Here is a 17208-nt window from a genome sequence, read left to right on the forward strand (position 1 = left end):
GTCGGCACGCGAATCCACCCAGGACTGACGGCTACCGCCCCACGGACGCTTCTTCCTCCTCGCGCGGAGCCACCGAAGCTGCGGAGGACTCACGGCCCAGCTTGCCCGGCCACCAGATCTTGCTGCCGATGTCGTACGCCAGCGCGGGAACCAGCAGGGATCGGACCAGCACGGTATCCAGCAGCACACCGAACGCCACGATGAACGCGAGCTGGACCAGGAACATGATGGGGATGACGCCCAGGGCTGCGAACGTGGCCGCCAGGACCACACCCGCTGAGGTGATCACACCACCAGTAACGGCCAGACCCCGCAGGATTCCCGGACGCGTCCCGTGCTTCAGCGATTCTTCGCGGACCCGGCTCATCAGGAAGATGTTGTAGTCCACGCCGAGGGCCACCAGGAACACGAAGCCGAACAGAGGCACCGTGGCATCGGCCCCGGAGAATCCGAAGACGCCGTTGAACACCCATGCGGAGACACCCATGGCGGCGCCGTAGGACAGGACCACGGACAGGACCAGCAGCACGGGTGCCACCACGGAGCGCAGCAGGAGCATCAGGATGAAGAGGATGACCACCAGCACGATCGGGATGATGACCACCAGGTCGCGTTGGGCAGTGGTGTTGGTGTCCAGCGCGGTTGCTGTCACGCCGCCCACCAGCGCTGCGGAATCAACCTCGCGAACGGCGGAGCGCAACGACTTCACGGCCTCTTCGGCCTCAATCGAGTCTGCCGCCGAGTTCAAGGTGGCATTGATGAGGACCCGGCCGTCGCGTACTGCGGGCTCAGTGGGAGCGCCGGGTGCGCCGGTGATGAGAACGGAACCGTCGGCCAGGAGGTAAGCGTCACCCACGCCGTCGGCCGCTTTGACTTTGTCCAGGACCTGCTGCGCGGACCTTTGGGAGGCGACCACGACGGCGGGGCTGCCGCTGCCGGCGTCGAAGTGGCGCGCCAGCGCTTCCTGACCGTCCACGGCGTCGGACGCGGAAAGAATGACGTCCGTCTGCGGAACGCCGTTGGCTTTCAACTGCATGAGCCCAGTGGAGGCGGCAAGAAGCAGCAGGACCGAAGCGACCCACACAACGCGCGGCCGCTTGGAGACGAGACGACCCGTGGCGCGCCACAGACCCTTCTGCCCCTCAAGGCCGGTAACGATCTCCGGTTCGCGTTCGTCGTCGGGCAGCAGCTTGGGGCGGAAGGGCCAGAAGGCCGCACGGCCAAGCAACGCCATGAGCGCGGGCAGGAGCGTGAGCGCAGCGAAGAGTGAGCAGAGGATTCCGGCGGCTGCTACAGGTCCCAGCGCTTTGTTGGAATTCAGGTCGGAGAACAGCAGGCAGAGCAGGGCGATGATGACGGTGGCTCCGGAGGCGAGGATCGGCTCGAACGAGGCCTTCCACGCCGTGATCACGGCCTGCGTGCGGTTGGCGGTGTGCGTCAGCGCCTCCCGGAACCGCGCCACGAACAACAGCGCGTAGTCGGTGGCAGCGCCAATGACCAGGATGGACAGAATGCCTTGGCTTTGGCCGTTCAATTGGATCCAGCCTGCCTTGGCCATGCCAAACACCAGCAGAATCGCGGCGCATAGTGCAAAGACCGAGGTGAACAGCACTGCGATAGGCAGCACCACTGAACGGTAGACCAGCAGCAGAATCACGAACACGGCGCCAAGGGCAACCAGCAGCAGGATGCCGTCGATCCCGCCGAAGGCGTTGACAAGGTCCGCGGTCAAGCCTGCCGGACCGGTAACGAACGCCTTCATGCCGTCGGGAGCGCCGGGCTGCACCACGTCTCGCAGCTCCTGGACTTTCTCGCGCAGCTCATCGGAGGACGCCATGGGAACAACGAACTGAACGGCTTTGCCGTCTTGGGACGGAATGGGCCCGACGACGGCGCTCCCCAGCTTGAGTGCCTCGATGTCGGCTTTCAGCTGGGCTGCTTCGCCCAGTTGTGCCGGGGTGAAGGACGCATCGCTTTCAACGATGACAAGTGCCGGGATCTCTTCGGAGTCCCGGAATTTGGCCTGCCAGTCACCGGCTTCGGTGGCTTCAGCGCCGGCGGGAAGGAAGGAGGCTTGATCGTTGGAGGAGACTTCTTCCAACCGTCCGAAGGTGGGGCCGCCGATTCCTGCGATGCCCAGCCACGTGATAACCAGCACCACGGGTATCAGCCAGCGAAGCCAGAACGGTACTTTCCGCGAGTTCATGTGTCCTTCTTCTGTGGGGATGCTTGAGTGGGCTTTATTCCATCATAGATTATCTCTATGATGGAACTATTCCAATACCAAACTGCTGACAATGCCGTATTCCAGCATCTCTGGGAGTAATATCCGGAAGGCAGTCATCACGAGACAACGCGGGCAGGAGGGCGGACATGTCGGACCCAGCAGGCCCGCGCCCCGAGGCGAGCCGCCCCGAGAACGCAGCTCCCCAGGAACTCGTGCGGCTCCTCCAGGACTTCACCCTCGAAGCCAACCACTATGTGGACGCAGCAGGTGGCCGGAATGACATGCACCGGACCGACTTGAACGCTCTTGCCGTCATCATGCGCCACTCCGCAGCGGGCAAGGTGGTCACCCCGGGCGTCCTCCGCGCTGAACTCCGGCTCAGCTCCCCCGCCACCACGGCATTGGTTGATCGCCTGCACGCTTCCGGGCATGTGGTGCGCGAACGCCTTGGCACGGACCGGCGGCAAGTCCAATTGCAGATGACACCCAAGGCGTACCGGGACGGCAGCGCCATGTTCATGCCCCTTGCCATTCGCATGGGCAAAGCGATGTCCGCTTACAGTTCCGAGGAACTGGACATCGTGACCAGGTTCATGGCGGACATGGTGGAGGCCACTCTCGAAGCACGCGAAGAAGCGACCCAAGCTGACGCGACGCGTTCCACCTAATTCCACCTTCCAAGTTGTAGCGTTTCCCTATGAACGCGCAGCAGCCTGAAGATGTCTATACCCACGGGCACCACGAGTCGGTTGTCCGGGCCCATGCCTCACGAACGGTGGAGAATTCGGCCGCGTTCGTGATTCCCCACCTCACCCCGGGGACATCCGTACTGGACGTCGGGTGCGGCCCAGGCAGCATCACGTGCGACTTCGCGGGGCTGGTTGCGCCCGCCCACGTGATCGGATTGGACCGGTCTGCCGACATCGTGGCCCAGGCCACCGAACTGGCTAGAGACCGCGGGGTGGACAACGTGACGTTCCAAACCGGCAACATCTACGACCTCGACTTTGAGGACGAAACCTTCGACCTCGTCCACGCCCACCAAGTCCTCCAGCATCTGACCGACCCCGTCGCGGCTCTCCGCGAGATGCGCCGCGTGGCGAAACCCGGGGCGATCGTTGCAGTGCGCGACGCCGACTTCCACGGTATGAGCTGGTACCCCGAAGTCCCCGAGTTGGACGACTGGATGGAGCTCTACCAAAAGATCGCCCGACGCAATGGAGCAGAACCCGACGCCGGTCGCCGCCTGGTTTCCTGGGCCCAGCAGGCGGGTTTCACCCAGGTGGCACCCACCAGCAGCAACTGGCTCTACGCCACCGCCCAGCAACGTTCGTGGCAATCCCGGGTCTGGAGCGAACGGGTGCTCCACTCAGCCTTCGCCGAGCAAGCCCTCGAATACGGCTTCGCCAACGAGGCCGACCTCGCCCGGATCGCCGCGGGCTGGCACCGCTGGGGAGCCACCGATGACGGCTACTTCCTCATTCCCAATGGAGAAGTCATCGCTCGGGCCTGAACTTTTCCAAAGAGGCACCTGAACTTTTGCATGAAAGTTTGCCCCACCATGTAGAAATGCCGGCCGCAGTTCCGACCCATGAGTGAAAGCACCCACCAAGGGCGCCCCTCATAAGGAGTTTTGAGATGAAATACATGATCATGATGTTCGGATCGGCCGAGGGCATGATGGAGACCGCCGACCCCGCATGGATCCAGGAAATGATCGGATTCATGATCCAGATCGACAAGGACCTCACCGAATCCGGGGAAATGGTGTTCAACGCCGGCCTGGCCGATGGCAGCACCGCGAAGCTGGTCAAGCAAACCCCGGACGGTGTCATCACCACGGACGGGCCCTACGCCGAATCGAAGGAGTCCCTGGTGGGCTACTGGGTGGTTGATGTGGCCAGCGAGGAACGCGCGGTGGAGATTTGTTCCAGCATCGTGAAGTACGCGCAGGTGGTTGAGCTTCGCGCAGTTCAGGAAGCGCCTCCGGAGGTTTAGCTGGATTCGTCGCCCACCGCACCTTTAGAGGACCTGCTGCGCACTCTGGCGCCGCAGGTCCTCGGCGTGCTGGCGCGCAATCACGGCCACTTCGATGCTTGCGAGGACGCCGTCCAGGAAGCACTCCTCGAAGCTTCCCTACGATGGCCAACCGCGTGGCCGGACAACCCACGAGCATGGCTGCTGGCCGTCGCCAACCGCCGTTTGGTGGACTTTTATCGAAGCGAAAGCGCCCGGCGAGCACGCGAGGAACGCGTTGCTGCCATGGACGTGGACTTCTCCTACAGCTCTGTTTCAGAAGCTGACGACACCCTCACCTTGATGTTCCTGTGCTGCCATCCTGCACTCTCAGCCCCATCACAACTCGCGTTAACGCTCCGGGCCGTTGGAGGACTCACGACGGCGGAAATCGCCTCGGCTTTCCTGGTTCCCGAAGCGACCATGGGGCAGCGAATCAGCCGCGCGAAACAGGGGATCCAGAAGGCGGGAGGCACCTTCACCATGCCGCCGCCTTCCGAGCGCAAGGCGAGGCTCGGCGTCGTACTTCACGTCCTGTACCTGATCTTCAACGAAGGTTACGCGGCAAGCTCGGGTCCATCCCTGCAGCGCGAAGAGCTCACCACTGAGGCCATCCGCGTGACGCGCCTGCTGGTGGCCGTTGCCCCGCGAGAGCTGGAGGCGACTGGGCTGCTGGCACTGATGCTGCTCACCGATTCCCGGCGCGCAGCCCGTGCGTTGGCAGACGGAACGCCTGTGCCGTTGGCGGAGCAGGAACGGCGCCTGTGGAACCGGGAACAGATCGAAGAAGGCATCACTCTGCTGTCCTCCGTGCTGGGTCGCGGCGCCGCCGGGCCCTATCAGCTCCAGGCGGCCATCGCCGCCGTGCACGCCGAGGCCGCCTCCGACGAAGAGACCGACTGGCCCCAAATTCTCGCGCTGTACACAGTCCTTGAAGCCGTGGCGCCCAGTCCCGTGGTCACGCTGAATCGCGCGGTAGCTGTGGCCATGGTGCACGGGCCGGCCGCGGGTCTGGAGTTGCTGGCAGGACTGGATGCGGCGCTGGCCCGGACGCACCGGCTGGACGTGGTGCGTGGCCATCTACTGGAAATGTCCGGCTCCTACGCCGAAGCCCGCGCAGCGTACCTTTCCGCCGCCAAAAAGACCGGAAGCCTGCCGGAACGAAAGTACTTAATGGGAAAGGTAGCGCGGATGGACGAGCAGTGACCCCATATAGTCGAATCCATGGTACAACGCATACTTGGCAAGACCGGCCGGGCCGTCTCCACCGTCGGACTGGGCACATGGCAGCTTGGAGCCGACTGGGGTTCCGTCACGGAAGAGGACGCCCTTGCCGTCCTGGAAGCCTCGGTGGAAAGCGGCGTCAATTTCTTTGACACCGCAGACGTCTACGGGGACGGCCGCAGCGAACAGTTCATTGGACGCTTCCTCCGCACCCACCCTGACCTGAACATTACGGTGGCCACCAAGATGGGCCGCCGCGTGGATCAGGTCCACGAAAATTACACTCTGGAGAGCTTCCGGGCGTGGACCGACCGCTCACGCCGAAACCTGCAGCAGGACACCCTGGACCTGGTTCAACTGCACTGCCCTCCCACGTCCGTCTACAGCAGCGACGAAGTGTACGACGCACTGGACACCTTGGTCAGCGAGGGTGCAATCCGCAACTACGGCGTCAGCGTCGAGCGTACGGACGAAGCCCTGGAGGCCATCAAGCGCGGGAACACCGCATCCGTGCAGATCATCCTCAACGCCTTCCGCCTCAAGCCCTTGGATGAGGTTCTACCCGCAGCAAAGGAAGCTGGCGTAGGTATCATCGCCCGCGTGCCGCTGGCCTCCGGTTTGCTGTCCGGGAAGTACACGCCGGATACCGAGTTCCCGGAGAACGATCACCGCAATTACAACCGCGACGGGTCTTCGTTCGACGTCGGTGAAACCTTCTCCGGCGTCGATTTCGCCACCGGAATCAAGGCCGCGCAGGAGTTCAGCGGATTGGTTCCCGACGGCGTCACCACCGCGCAAGCGGCCCTCGCCTGGGTCATCGCCCAGGACGGTGTCACCTCGGTCATTCCCGGTGCGCGGTCCTCTTCCCAGGCAGCGGCCAATGCTGAAGCGGGTGGGCTGCAGGCTGTGGGCGCAGGCTTGGCTGACGGTGTTCGGGACATCTACGACCGCTACTTCCGCGAAGCGATTCACCCGCGCTGGTAGCGGCAGGGCCGCCGTCGGGCGTTAACGTTCGACGGCGTCACCAGCCGCTGCGCGTCGGCGTGTGTCCCTTACGGGCCTCCTCGGGCATGGACATCTCTGCACGCAGGCCGAGGAGCCTGATGGGACGGTCCGGTTCGATCTTCGCCGTGAGTTCCAAAGCCTGCGCCAGGACTTCCTCGCGGTCGAATGACTCGGGGATCTTCCTTGCGTAGGTTTTTGTGAAGAACGGCTTGTAACGGACCTTGAGCGTCAGTCCGACCACCGGCCGGCCCTCGGCCGCCACGTCCTCGAGGACGCGAGCGGTCAACTCCTTGATGGCGTCGCTGATCTGGGCGGGTTCTGTCAGGTCTTGTTGAAAGGTTGTTTCGCGGCCGTGTGCCCGGGCCACCCACGGAGTGTCATCCACCTCGCTGGAACCTTCCCCGCGTCCCAGCTGCGCGTACCAAGGCCCCATCTTGGGCCCAAACTCCGGTACCAGTTCCTGCGGGTCGATTGCTGCAAGCTCAGCCACCGTGGTGATGTGATGCTTCGCCAAACGCTGTGACACTTTGGGTCCCACGCCCCACAATTCCTTGGTGGGCTTGTCACCCATAACCTCCAGCCAGTTCTCTTGGGTGAGCCGAAAGGTGCCGGCAGGTTTGCCGAAATCCGTTGCGTTCTTGGCGCGGACCAGCGTGTCGCCAATGCCCACGCTGCACTGCAACCGGGTTTGCTCCAGGACTGCAGCTTGGATCTGCCTGGCGTAGGCTTCCGGGTCTTCAGTGGTCACACCGACGAAAGCCTCGTCCCAGCCGAGGACTTGCACCGTGGCCCCGGGTTGCGCACGAAGGGTGGCCATCACCACCTCCGAGGCCGCAAGGTAGGCCTCCTGATCGACGGGCAAGATGATGGCGTCGGGCACTTTCCGGGCTGCGATCCTCAGGGGCATGCCGGAACCGACGCCGAACGCCCGGGCTTCGTAGGACGCGGTGGACACCACGGCCCGTTCCGTGGGATCTCCCCTGCCACCCACGATGATCGGCTTGCCCGCAAGCTCAGGCCGTCGGAGGACCTCGACGGCAGCAATGAACTGGTCCAGATCAACGTGCAGCACCCACGGGATTCCGCTCACGGCACCAGTTTGCCCCATGGTGTTGCGTGCGTTGTACCTTCCCCACCTACTTTGAACTCCGGGAGCACTGGAAACAACCTATTTCGGGTGCCTTCGGGTAGGTCAGCCGCCAAAGAGGGTGGTGAAGGCGCACGTCCAGAGCACCCACGCCGCCGACATAAGCTGAGGTGTGCAGTTTTCACTTTGGCTGGCCTTGGTTGGTGCCGGCACCCTGATCAGTTTCACTCCCGGCGCCGGTGCCATCTTCACCATGAGCAACTCGCTCAATTCGGGCTTCCGCCGCTCTATCTGGGGCATCCTCGGACAGCAGGTGGCGTTGGTCATCCACATCGTGATCGTCGCTTTGGGCGTCGGCGTGCTGGTGTCCAACTCGCCAGTGATCTTCAACGTTATTCGTTATGCCGGCGCGGCATATCTGGTCTACCTCGGCATCCGGCAGTTCCTGCACAAGCCGGACCTGGACCAGGAAGAAGTTGCGGACAAGAAGAACGAGTCCGCCCTCTCCATGTTCCAGCGCGGCATCTGGGTGAACCTGCTGAACCCCAAGGCAATCGTCTTCTTCCTCGCGTTCATGCCCCAGTTCATCAGGCCGGACCAGCCGCTGCTCCAGCAATACGCTGTGCTGACAGCCACGGTCTTGTTCATCGACATCATGGTGATGTGGTTCTTCTTCGCCCTTGCCGCCCGGTCCTTCCAGCGATTTACCCACGACCAGCGCGGCCAAACCATCCTCAACCGCATCTTTGGCTGCTTGTTCGTCCTCGTGGGCATCCTGCTGGCCGTCATCCACTAGCCCCGGCAGCAAAACGCGGCTGCTACCGTCGAAGCCATGGAACCGGACTGGATCGAACACCGACGAGCGGACGACCGTGAGCACGTGGGCTGGATGAAGCCCGTTGACGAGCTCGGGCTTCGCTACCTTGCCGACCCGCACGAATTACTGCTCGACGACGGCGCGTGGCTGCGTGTGCGGATCGCGGAAGTCACTGCGTCGGTGGTGCGGGTGAAGAAAGAGGATTGGGGCGATATGACGGCGCCCCAGATCTACTTCACGGTGCCGAACCCCGTCTCGGAAGAGCAGCTACGCCCACTCCTCCCCTAGCCCCTCTCCTCCGTAGCATTTGCCCAGTACTAACTGAGCGACGTAGATCCGCGCACCACCAGCGAGCTCTCGAGCGTCACATGTGACTCGTCGAGCGGCAGGCCTTCCATGAGCCCCCGTAACTGCTCGCCCGCTTTACGTCCCAGGGGCGTTGCCGGCAGGTGGACGCTGGTGAGGCTGGGGTTGCTGGTGGCCGAGTAGGGCAGGTCATCGAAGCCTGCCACGGCCAACTCCTCGGGAATCCGGACTCCCTCAACGCGGGCTTCCTGCAGCACGCCATAGGCATGCGTATCGGTACCGCAGACGACGGCGGTGACCCCCTGCCGTTGCCACTCCGGCCACGCTTCGGCGAAGGAGGCAGCGGCAGCACCGACGTCGATCGGGGTGCTGATGACGTGCCCGTCTGCCACTGAAAGACCACAGGCAGCTGCCTCAGCCAAGAAGGCTTCGCGGCGCAGCTGGAAGGTGGTTGTGCCTGTCACGCCGTCCACGTATGCGGCGCGGGTATGACCGGACGACGCCAAATGCCGGGCAAGTTCCCGGGCGCCCTGGGCAACATCGAGGTTCACAGATGGGGCGTAGGCCTCGAGGCCCGGGGCGTCCAACAGCACCAGGGGTCCTGCGGCGGACAGGTCTTCCAGGAATTCCGCACTGGGGGCGCCCACCAGGAGGCCGGCGGGCCGGAGGGCCAAAAGTTTGCGGACGTCGTCAGCCTGTGGTGACTGGCCGGCGTCGGTCACTGACAGCAGCAACTGATATTGGGAGCCCAGCGATTCCCGAACCCCTGCGATCACGTTGGCGAAGAATGGGTTGGACACGTCCGGAGTTACCAAAATGACGATGGAGCTGACCCCGCGAGCCAGGGAACTGCCGATGCTGTCCACCACGTAGCCAAGCTCGGAAATGGCTGTGCGGACCCGGGAAATGTTGTCGTCGGACACCCGTCCCTGGGTTTTGCCGTTCGCCACCAGGGAGACGGTGGCCGTCGAGACGCCTGCCCGGGCGGCCACCATCGCGGCCGTCACGCGAGGCGAACGTGGCGCGCGGGCGTGGCGCCGATCCAGGGATTCCATGCATCGATCGTAGCGTTCATGAACCGCTCTGACCTGCGAGAAGGCATCAAGCGCTTGACGTTGTAAGCAGAGTTGGGGCATTGGATCTACGTTAAGCGTTTGACGTAACCCACAAAGCAGTGCCAGAATTCCCCTGAATGCTTAGCGCCCTGCCCCGGGCAAGTACCTGGCAGGCCCCAATGACGTGGAGAGAAACGTGGATCCCAACACCATGACACCGGCACGCAAGAAGATCATTCTTGACTGCGACCCCGGCCATGACGACGCCGTGGCGTTGCTGCTGGCACACGGCAACCCGGACATCGAGCTGCTCGCAGTGACAACCGTGGTGGGCAACCAGACCTTGGAAAAAGTCACCCGCAACGCCCTGTCAGTGGCCACGATTGCCGGCATCACCGGCGTCCCTTTCGCCGCAGGTTGCGTTCTCCCCTTGGTCCGCACCATCGAAACAGCCCCCAGCATCCACGGTGATTCCGGGATGGACGGCCCGGAGCAGCCCGAGTCCGCTATCGAACTGGACCCGCGCCACGCCGTCGACCTCATCATTGACACCGTCATGGCTCATGAGCCGGGCACCGTCACCCTGGTCCCCACAGCGGGCCTCACCAACATCGCCATGGCTGCCCGCAAGGAACCGCGCATCGTTGAGCGCGTCAAGGAAGTCGTCCTCATGGGCGGCGGCTACCACGTGGGCAACTGGAGCGCCGTAGCCGAGTTCAACATCATCATTGACCCCGAAGCTGCGCACATCGTCTTCAACGAAAATGGCCCGTTGTCATGGTGGGACTGGACCTGACGCACCAGGCGCTGGCCACTGATGAGGTTGTCCAGCGGATAGCCAAAATTGGCACCAAGCCGGCCAAGTTCGTCATGGAACTCATGGACTTCTTCCAGAAGACGTACAAGGACGCCCAGGGCTTCGACTTCCCGCCGGTACACGACCCCTGCGCTGTTGCCTACGTCATCGACCCCACCGTCATGACCACCCGCAAGGTCCCCGTGGACATCGAACTCCAAGGCAAGCTCACCCTCGGCATGACCGTGGCCGACTTCCGCGCTCCCGCGCCGGAGGACTGCCACACCTCCGTGGCCGTGGACCTGGACCACAAGAAGTTCTGGGATCTGGTCACCGATGCGATCGTCAGGATCGGCGAACCAACGCTCGACGGCGGCGCTGACGCCACCGCTGTTGCTGAGGCCGACGTCAGTGCCACCGCAGAGGCCATCCTGGCTGGAGAGGCAAAGTAATGACCGCCATCCCAGAAACCAAGTCCTCCCGCGGCAACGTCACCGCCCTCATGGTTGCCCTGTTGGCAGCCTGCGTGGCCTTCCAGCTCAACGCCTCCATGCTCAGCCCGGCCCTGGTGACCATGGGCAACGAACTCAACACGGACCAAGCCACCATCGGCCTGTCCCAGACCTGGTTCTTCACCGCTGCAGCCCTGTTCTCCCTCTTCCTCCCCCGCCTGAGCGACATCGTGGGCAGGAAAAAGATCCTCGTCGGCATGATGCTCCTCATGGCTGTCGGCTCCGTCATTGCAGCCATGGCCCCTGATGTCACGTGGCTCTTCGTGGGCCGCATCATCCAGGGCGTCAGCGGCCCCACGGTTCCGCTCTGCCTGATCATGCTCCGGTCAGCCGTCAGCAACCCACGCAAGTACGGCACCCTCATGGGCCTCATCACAGCAGTCAACGGCGGCGTGGCCGGTGTCGACTCCTTCGTTGGCGGCTACTTCGCTGAGAACTTCGGATTCCGCAGCATCTTCTGGCTCATGGTGGCTTTGGCCCTCGTAGCAACCGTCCTCATCGCTGTTCTGGCCGGCGAGAGCAAGCCCGCCGCCGGGACCACCATGGACTGGCTGGGCGTGTTCTTCATCGTTATCGCAGTGGGCGCCCTGCTGACTGCCCTGAACGAAGGCGCCAAACTTGCCACGGCTTTCGACGCCGGCACCTTGACCCTCGCGGTCGTGCTCACGGTGGTTGCCGCCGTCGCGTTCTTTGCGTTCTGGACTGTGGAGAAGCGCGCGAAGCAGCCCATGGTGGAAACCGTGCACCTGCGCCAGCGCTCCACGTGGGCCCCGCTGCTGACCACTACCTTGACCATGACCGGCATCTTCGCGGTCATCAACGGCATAGTCCCCGCGTACGTTCAGGCCGCCGACCCCGGGTTCGGCGTGGGCCCCACGGAGATGTCGCTCATCATCCTCACCCCGTATGCCCTCCTCGGCTGGCTGTTCGGTCCCATCAGCGGCCGCCTGGCACCGGTACTCGGCTACACCAAGGTGCTGCGCATCGGCCTGCTCGGGAGCCTCGTGGCCTTGGCCATCATTGCGTTCTTCGGCCTCAACAACCTGCCCATGATGATTGTGGGCACGGCCTTGCTGGGCATCATGTACGCCGGTACCGTCAACATCATGCTGAACGGACTCGGCGTGGTTCTCTCGCCGCAGGGCAACCCGGGCTTCCTCCCCGGCATGAACGCGGGCGCCTTCAACCTGGGCGCCGGGCTGAGCTTCCTGGTTCTTCCGGCAGTCCTCGTGGCCACGGCTTCGCTCAATGATGCCAAGGCCTCTTATCTGACGGTGGTTGTGGTTGGCCTGGCCATCACCCTCGCGGCCTTCGCGGCCTCGCTCCTGATCCCCAAACCGGTGGACGCAGAAGTGACCGAAACCGAAAAGGTGACCGCATGACCAGCGCACCCAAGGCGGGAATCGTCGTCGTCGGCTCCCTGAACGCAGACCTCACCATCTACTGCGACCGACTCCCCCAACCCGGCGAGACGGTCCATGGCAACGGTTTCGCCGTCAATCCCGGCGGGAAGAGTGCCAACCAGGCCGTGGCTGCGAGCAAGCTCGGCGGTCAGGTCAGCCTGATCGGCGCCGTGGGTGACGATGCCAACGGCACCATGCTCCTGGACTCGACGGCCAGCGCCGGTGTGGACGTTTCCCGCGTCCGACGCTCCGACGTCGCTACCGGGGTGGCCGTCATTTCGGTGGATTCCAGCGGTGAGAACAGTATCATCATCTCGGCCGGCGCTAATGGCACGCTCAGGCCTGCGGACGTTACGCCCGACGCCTTCCAGGATGCGGCCGTGGTGTGCCTCTGCCTGGAGGTGGAGACCGATACCGTGATTGCCGCCGCCCAAGCAGGGCACGACGCCGGTGCGACCGTTCTGCTGAACCTCTCGCCTTATGCGGAGGTGCCTGAGATTTTGGCCGACGTGAGCGATGTGCTCCTGGTGAACGCCCACGAGGCCTCGCTGTTCCTCGGTACCGAAGCGGATGTACCGGGCGCCGACGCGGAGGCCGAGGCGTGGGAACCTGTCCGGAGCCAGTTCGCCGACCGCGGTTTGCAGCGCGTGCTGGTGACCCTCGGCGCGCAGGGTTCCGTGGTGCTCGATTCCTTGGCCCGTGGCGCCGAAGACCAGATCACCCGCATTGCCCCAACCCGGGTTTCAGCCGTTGACACCACAGGAGCCGGCGATGCTTTCACTGGCGCCGTGGCTGCGCGGCTTGCCGCCGGCGAATCACTTGCCGACGCCGCCGCGTTCGCCTCGGTAGCCGCTGCGTTGGCTGCAACAAAGAAGGGCACGCAGGCCGCCTACCCAACCATTGCCGACGTCGAGAAACTGCGGGGCGCTTAGTCCCGGCGCTGCACCCAACTGGGTCGCAGATCAGGTCGTTCTGAGCGCTCAGAACGACCTGATCTGCGACCTACTTGGGTTAAGCGGACTTGCGGGCTGCACGTTGGGCGGCGCGCTCCACGGCCTTGCGACTCAGTGCACCGTGGCCGGCGAACAGGCGGGGAACTACAAAGTAGACCGCCGTGGGAACCACGAACGCTGTCAGGACCAGCGCACGGAGGACCGGGTGCCACGGCTCCATGATGGGGCCCAGCAGCAGCATCCCAATGGACACGAGCGGGAAGATGGCGAGCCAGGTAATGAGGGCCCTCATGTGGACGGACGGCGCTTGCGGACGAGCAGTGGCCGCGGGTGACGCAGCGGTGACTTCAGACGTAGCTTGGGCAGTCATAACATTCTCCAACTAAACGGTTGCTTTTGGCTTGGAATCACCATAACCAAGCCCGCAAGAAATTACAACCACCTAGTTGGAAACTGGTAATATGACCCCTATGGCATGGGACACAGAACGAACCAAGGCGCTGCTTCTCGAGGCGGCCACCAGCGAGTTCTGCACGCGTGGACTCGCTGGCGCCCGCATCGACCGCATCGCGGCAGAAGCCGGCGTCAACAAGGAACGGATCTACCAGTACTTCGGCAATAAGAACGCGCTCTTCGACGCCGTGATCGTTGCCGCCCTCAGCTCCCTCATGGACGAAGTACCCATCGAAGGCAGCGGACCTGAAGCCATGGCGGACTACGCCGGCAGGCTCTTCGACCACCACCAGAAGGACGCCACAGCACCACGCCTCCTCTTCTGGGAAGGACTGGAACGGGGCACGGAAGTTGTTGGGCTACCCAAGCGGATGGCCAACTGCGCTTCAAAGGTCAACAGCACCATCGCAGCCTTGCCCGGAGTCTCCAGGGAGGATGCGGGAGATCTCCTCATCACCATCGTGAGTCTCTGCGACGCCGCCCCCGTGCTGCCGGCGCTCGACGGACTGATGGCCGGCGGCGGCCCGGACCGCACCGAAAGGCGACGCGCCGCCGTCGTACGCACCGTCTATCTGACAGCCGCAGCGCTGGCCGCCGAGGCCCAGGAACCTGCCTCCGCCTGAGCGCAACCCGCTGACCCGAAGCACCCGCGTGACAGCTTTGACAGGAAAAGTGACTCACTTGTGAAGTTGCCCCTAGCCAAGAGGGGTCGCCATGAACCATGCTTGCTGCATGTACTCAACGACGAGCCCATACCGCATCATCACGGTCTGCACCGGAAACATCTGCCGTTCGCCCATGGCAGCGCTTATGCTGACCGAAGCCTTCGACGCGGAAGGGCTCGGCGAGCTCGTAGTGGTGGACTCCGCGGGCACCACGGGGTACGAGGTGGGACACCCCATAGACCCCCGGGCCGCGCGGGTTTTGACAGCCCATCACCTGGCTTCCGAAGACCATGTTGCCCGCGAATGGCGGCCTGAATGGTACGCCGAAAGGGACCTGATCCTCGCCCTTGACGTTGATCATTTCGGTTGGCTCCAAGCAGGCGCCCCGAATCACGCCTCCCTCGAAAAAGTCCGGATGTTCCGCAGCTACGATCCCCACATGGCAGGCCGCAGCTCCTTGGACCTCGGCATCGAAGACCCTTGGTACGGTGGCCACACCGACTTCGACAACACGTGGACGCTCATCAAAGCCGCCATTCCCGGGATCGTGCAGCATGTCAGGGCAGCCGTCGCCGCGTCCCAGGACGCGAAAACCCACGAGCCCCAGCAGGTAACCTCTATGACATGACCCCTGCACCTGTGATCATCGCTGTTGACGGCAGGTCCGGCGCAGGAAAAACCACACTTGCCGTTGAACTGGCGGCCCGGTTACGGCAACACCACAAGGTTTCGCTGTTCCACCTGGAGGACATCTACCCCGGCTGGAACGGCCTCATGCCCGGCATTGAGCGCTACGTGGGCACGGTCCTGAAGCCTCTCAGCGAAGGCCTGGCGGCAGAGTGGACCAGCTGGGATTGGGACAAGCATTACGACGGCGGCCTGAACGTCACGCTGCCCGCCGAGATCGTGATTGTTGAGGGGGTAGGAGCGGCAGCGGACGCCGCCCGTTCCATGCTGGACGCCGTGGTGTGGGTGGAATCCCCCGGCGACGACCGCCGTCGTCGTGCTTTGACCCGTGACGGAAGCACCTACGAACCGTACTGGGACAGTTGGGCAGCCCAGGAAGACGAGTGGCTTGCCAGCGATCAGGTGATCAGCGCCGCCGACGTCCGCGTTCAAAACCTCGCCGACGGCAGTGCGCCGGACCATGTCCTGCAGGCCCTCATGTACCTGCCTTCCGTTGCGTCGATTTTGTCGCCGGAACTCAGTGCGCGGCGGGGACTGCAACTGCGTTCGGAGCGCCTGGAGGCTACCCCCGACGCTGCGGTGCTCTTCGAGTCCCTCTACGGCAAGTCCACGAACGCCGTGTGGCTGGATTCTTCCAACGCCTCCGCCGTCGCCGGCCGTTCCCAAGCGGCCGCCCGCAGCCGCTTCAGCATCCTGGCTGACGACGGCGGCACGTTCGGCCAGTCGGTACTGCACCGCTCCGGAACCACCCAAGTGACCACCGGTTCCGCCTCCGTCAGGACCTCCGGGCCGTTCTTCCGCTGGCTCGATTCCGTCTGGGGCCGCCGGGCCGTCCGCGCGCCCCGAGGTTACGACGGCCAGTTCACGCTCGGCTGGCTCGGCTACCTCGGCTACGAACTCAAGCGCGAAACAGGCGGGAATGACGTCTCCTCCCCCACCCCGGACGCCGCCTTGCTCTTCGCCGGCCGGGCTGTGGTGGTGGATCATCGCGAACAGACTGTCTGGCTGCTCGCCTTGGAAGCGCCCGACGCCGAGGAATGGTTGCGTGCGGCCCGCACCGCCATTGAGGCTGCTGCCGCCGGGGTTGCCGGGGCTGTCGTAGAGCCTTCCGGGACGGTTCCCGAATTCGTTAGCCGGGACTCCGCCACGGAGTATAAGCAGAAGATTGCACACTCCCAGCATCAAATCAGCGAAGGTAACTCCTACGAGATCTGCCTGACCACCACGTTGGAATCTCCGGCGGGGACGTTGGATCCGTGGGCAAGCTACCTGGCGCTGAGGCGCCGGAACCCTGCACCCTTTGCCAGTTACCTTCGGTTCGGCGAATTGGTGGTGGCAAGTTCATCACCTGAGCGGTTCCTGCGCATCATGTCCGACGGCGGTATGCGCGCCGAGCCGATCAAGGGCACCCGCGGCCGGTCTGCTGACGCTTCTGAGGATGCTGCTCTGCGGCACGACCTTGAGACGTCGCTGAAGGACCGTGCGGAGAACATCATGATTGTGGACCTGCTGCGCAACGACCTCAGCCATTTCGCCGTCCCGGGCTCCGTGACTGTCAGCAGGTTGTGCGCGATCGAGAGCTATGCAACAGTCCACCAAATGGTGAGCACCATCGACGCGCACCTTCGGCCGGGTGCTCCACGGGCGGAAGCCTTGGCTGCGGCCTTTCCCGCCGGGTCCATGACAGGAGCACCGAAGATCAGCACCATGGACATCCTGGACCAGCTCGAGTCCGGGCCCAGGGGGATCTACTCCGGCGCCATCGGCTACTTCTCATTGAATGCCGCCACGGACCTTGCCGTGGTGATCCGCACGCTGGTGGTGAACCCGGATGGCGCTGGCGGACGAACCTTGTCCCTCGGCGTGGGTGGGGCCATCACCGCGGATTCCGTGGCCGATGACGAGTACCAGGAAATCCGGACCAAGGCTTTCGGTGTGCTGTCCACGCTGGGCGCTGACTTCCCGGACTGAGTTTTTGTACAGCTCCTGCTCTAAAGGGCGT

The 17208-nt window shown here is 63.9% G+C and carries 16 protein-coding genes and 1 pseudogene; 13 read left to right on the forward strand and 4 right to left on the reverse strand.

Features of this window, described 5'->3' with window-relative positions:
• Nucleotides 1–31 precede the first annotated feature (31 nt).
• Nucleotides 32–2206, reverse strand: coding sequence for an MMPL family transporter (locus AR689_RS06830; RefSeq protein WP_062068332.1), 2175 nt, complete (start codon nucleotides 2204–2206; stop codon nucleotides 32–34).
• A gap of 167 nt (nucleotides 2207–2373) precedes the next feature.
• Between AR689_RS06830 and AR689_RS06835 the strand changes: the two genes are divergently transcribed.
• The 5 genes from AR689_RS06835 to AR689_RS06855 all read left to right on the forward strand — a co-directional run bounded on the left by AR689_RS06835 (nucleotide 2374) and on the right by AR689_RS06855 (nucleotide 6451).
• On the forward strand, nucleotides 2374–2895 hold the full coding sequence (locus AR689_RS06835; RefSeq protein WP_062068334.1) for a MarR family winged helix-turn-helix transcriptional regulator: 522 nt from the start codon (nucleotides 2374–2376) through the stop codon (nucleotides 2893–2895).
• Between the two features lie 29 nt (nucleotides 2896–2924).
• A complete protein-coding gene (locus AR689_RS06840) occupies nucleotides 2925–3740 on the forward strand; it encodes a methyltransferase domain-containing protein (RefSeq protein ID WP_062068336.1) in 816 nt (271 codons plus the stop codon).
• A gap of 125 nt (nucleotides 3741–3865) precedes the next feature.
• Nucleotides 3866–4225 (forward strand): YciI family protein, encoded by a 360-nt coding sequence (locus AR689_RS06845; protein WP_062068338.1) that lies wholly within the window; start codon nucleotides 3866–3868, stop codon nucleotides 4223–4225.
• A 45-nt stretch (nucleotides 4226–4270) separates the two neighbouring features.
• Nucleotides 4271–5449 (forward strand): RNA polymerase sigma factor, encoded by a 1179-nt coding sequence (locus tag AR689_RS06850; RefSeq protein WP_062068340.1) that lies wholly within the window; start codon nucleotides 4271–4273, stop codon nucleotides 5447–5449.
• Nucleotides 5450–5467: 18 nt separating this feature from the next.
• Complete coding sequence (locus AR689_RS06855) at nucleotides 5468–6451, forward strand: aldo/keto reductase (protein ID WP_062068342.1); 984 nt, start codon at nucleotides 5468–5470, stop codon at nucleotides 6449–6451.
• A gap of 37 nt (nucleotides 6452–6488) precedes the next feature.
• On the opposite strand, the gene AR689_RS06860 is transcribed toward AR689_RS06855, so the two are convergent.
• Nucleotides 6489–7580, reverse strand: a complete 1092-nt coding sequence (locus AR689_RS06860) for a DNA polymerase IV (RefSeq protein ID WP_197412814.1) — start codon at nucleotides 7578–7580, stop codon at nucleotides 6489–6491.
• A 151-nt stretch (nucleotides 7581–7731) separates the two neighbouring features.
• On the opposite strand from AR689_RS06860, the gene AR689_RS06865 reads away from it, so the two are divergent.
• Both AR689_RS06865 and AR689_RS06870 read left to right on the forward strand, forming a co-directional pair.
• Nucleotides 7732–8355, forward strand: a complete 624-nt coding sequence (locus tag AR689_RS06865; protein ID WP_062068344.1) for a LysE family transporter — start codon at nucleotides 7732–7734, stop codon at nucleotides 8353–8355.
• Between the two features lie 36 nt (nucleotides 8356–8391).
• Nucleotides 8392–8664, forward strand: a complete 273-nt coding sequence (locus AR689_RS06870; RefSeq protein WP_062068346.1) for a hypothetical protein — start codon at nucleotides 8392–8394, stop codon at nucleotides 8662–8664.
• 29 nt (nucleotides 8665–8693) lie between these two features.
• Here AR689_RS06870 and AR689_RS06875 read toward each other — a convergent pair whose 3' ends face one another.
• Nucleotides 8694–9737 (reverse strand): LacI family DNA-binding transcriptional regulator, encoded by a 1044-nt coding sequence (locus AR689_RS06875; RefSeq protein ID WP_062068348.1) that lies wholly within the window; start codon nucleotides 9735–9737, stop codon nucleotides 8694–8696.
• Nucleotides 9738–9948: 211 nt separating this feature from the next.
• On the opposite strand from AR689_RS06875, the pseudogene uriH reads away from it, so the two are divergent.
• The 3 genes and pseudogenes from uriH to AR689_RS06890 all read left to right on the forward strand — a co-directional run bounded on the left by uriH (nucleotide 9949) and on the right by AR689_RS06890 (nucleotide 13380).
• A pseudogene (gene uriH, locus AR689_RS06880) lies at nucleotides 9949–10985 on the forward strand (uridine-preferring nucleoside hydrolase UriH).
• On the forward strand, nucleotides 10985–12427 hold the full coding sequence (uriT, locus tag AR689_RS06885) for a uridine transporter UriT (RefSeq protein WP_062068350.1): 1443 nt from the start codon (nucleotides 10985–10987) through the stop codon (nucleotides 12425–12427). The pseudogene uriH and the gene uriT overlap by 1 nt, the downstream one beginning before the upstream one ends.
• Nucleotides 12424–13380, forward strand: coding sequence for a ribokinase (locus AR689_RS06890; RefSeq protein WP_062068352.1), 957 nt, complete (start codon nucleotides 12424–12426; stop codon nucleotides 13378–13380). Before uriT ends, AR689_RS06890 begins: the two co-directional genes overlap by 4 nt.
• Nucleotides 13381–13459: 79 nt before the next feature.
• Here AR689_RS06890 and AR689_RS06895 read toward each other — a convergent pair whose 3' ends face one another.
• Nucleotides 13460–13771: a putative antibiotic biosynthesis monooxygenase gene (locus tag AR689_RS06895; RefSeq protein ID WP_062068354.1), complete on the reverse strand. Its 312-nt coding sequence runs from the start codon at nucleotides 13769–13771 to the stop codon at nucleotides 13460–13462.
• A gap of 100 nt (nucleotides 13772–13871) precedes the next feature.
• Between AR689_RS06895 and AR689_RS06900 the strand changes: the two genes are divergently transcribed.
• The 3 genes from AR689_RS06900 (at nucleotide 13872) to pabB (ending at nucleotide 17177) form a co-directional block, all read left to right on the forward strand.
• Complete coding sequence (locus AR689_RS06900; protein ID WP_062068356.1) at nucleotides 13872–14477, forward strand: TetR/AcrR family transcriptional regulator; 606 nt, start codon at nucleotides 13872–13874, stop codon at nucleotides 14475–14477.
• A gap of 109 nt (nucleotides 14478–14586) precedes the next feature.
• Nucleotides 14587–15147: a low molecular weight protein-tyrosine-phosphatase gene (locus AR689_RS06905; protein ID WP_062068359.1), complete on the forward strand. Its 561-nt coding sequence runs from the start codon at nucleotides 14587–14589 to the stop codon at nucleotides 15145–15147.
• A complete protein-coding gene (gene pabB, locus AR689_RS06910; RefSeq protein WP_062068361.1) occupies nucleotides 15144–17177 on the forward strand; it encodes an aminodeoxychorismate synthase component I in 2034 nt (677 codons plus the stop codon). Before AR689_RS06905 ends, pabB begins: the two co-directional genes overlap by 4 nt.
• Nucleotides 17178–17208: the final 31 nt, after the last annotated feature.

This window comes from Arthrobacter sp. EpRS71 (genome assembly GCF_001512285.1).
Classification (GTDB): Bacteria; Actinomycetota; Actinomycetes; order Actinomycetales; family Micrococcaceae; genus Arthrobacter.

Bases quoted from the DNA above. Each gene is read 5' to 3' on its own strand.
- AR689_RS06835 (WP_062068334.1), top strand. From the start codon at position 2,374: ATGTCGGACCCAGCAGGCCCGCGCCCCGAGGCGAGCCGCCCCGAGAAC.
- AR689_RS06845 (WP_062068338.1), top strand. From the start codon at position 3,866: ATGAAATACATGATCATGATGTTCGGATCGGCCGAGGGCATGATGGAG.
- AR689_RS06900 (WP_062068356.1), top strand. From the start codon at position 13,872: ATGGCATGGGACACAGAACGAACCAAGGCGCTGCTTCTCGAGGCGGCC.
- AR689_RS06890 (WP_062068352.1), top strand. From the start codon at position 12,424: ATGACCAGCGCACCCAAGGCGGGAATCGTCGTCGTCGGCTCCCTGAAC.
- AR689_RS06895 (WP_062068354.1), bottom strand. From the start codon at position 13,771: ATGACTGCCCAAGCTACGTCTGAAGTCACCGCTGCGTCACCCGCGGCC.
- AR689_RS06840 (WP_062068336.1), top strand. From the start codon at position 2,925: ATGAACGCGCAGCAGCCTGAAGATGTCTATACCCACGGGCACCACGAG.
- AR689_RS06870 (WP_062068346.1), top strand. From the start codon at position 8,392: ATGGAACCGGACTGGATCGAACACCGACGAGCGGACGACCGTGAGCAC.
- AR689_RS06830 (WP_062068332.1), bottom strand. From the start codon at position 2,206: ATGAACTCGCGGAAAGTACCGTTCTGGCTTCGCTGGCTGATACCCGTG.
- AR689_RS06875 (WP_062068348.1), bottom strand. From the start codon at position 9,737: ATGGAATCCCTGGATCGGCGCCACGCCCGCGCGCCACGTTCGCCTCGC.
- pabB (WP_062068361.1), top strand. From the start codon at position 15,144: ATGACCCCTGCACCTGTGATCATCGCTGTTGACGGCAGGTCCGGCGCA.
- uriT (WP_062068350.1), top strand. From the start codon at position 10,985: ATGACCGCCATCCCAGAAACCAAGTCCTCCCGCGGCAACGTCACCGCC.
- AR689_RS06860 (WP_197412814.1), bottom strand. From the start codon at position 7,580: ATGGGGCAAACTGGTGCCGTGAGCGGAATCCCGTGGGTGCTGCACGTT.
- AR689_RS06855 (WP_062068342.1), top strand. From the start codon at position 5,468: ATGGTACAACGCATACTTGGCAAGACCGGCCGGGCCGTCTCCACCGTC.
- AR689_RS06905 (WP_062068359.1), top strand. From the start codon at position 14,587: ATGTACTCAACGACGAGCCCATACCGCATCATCACGGTCTGCACCGGA.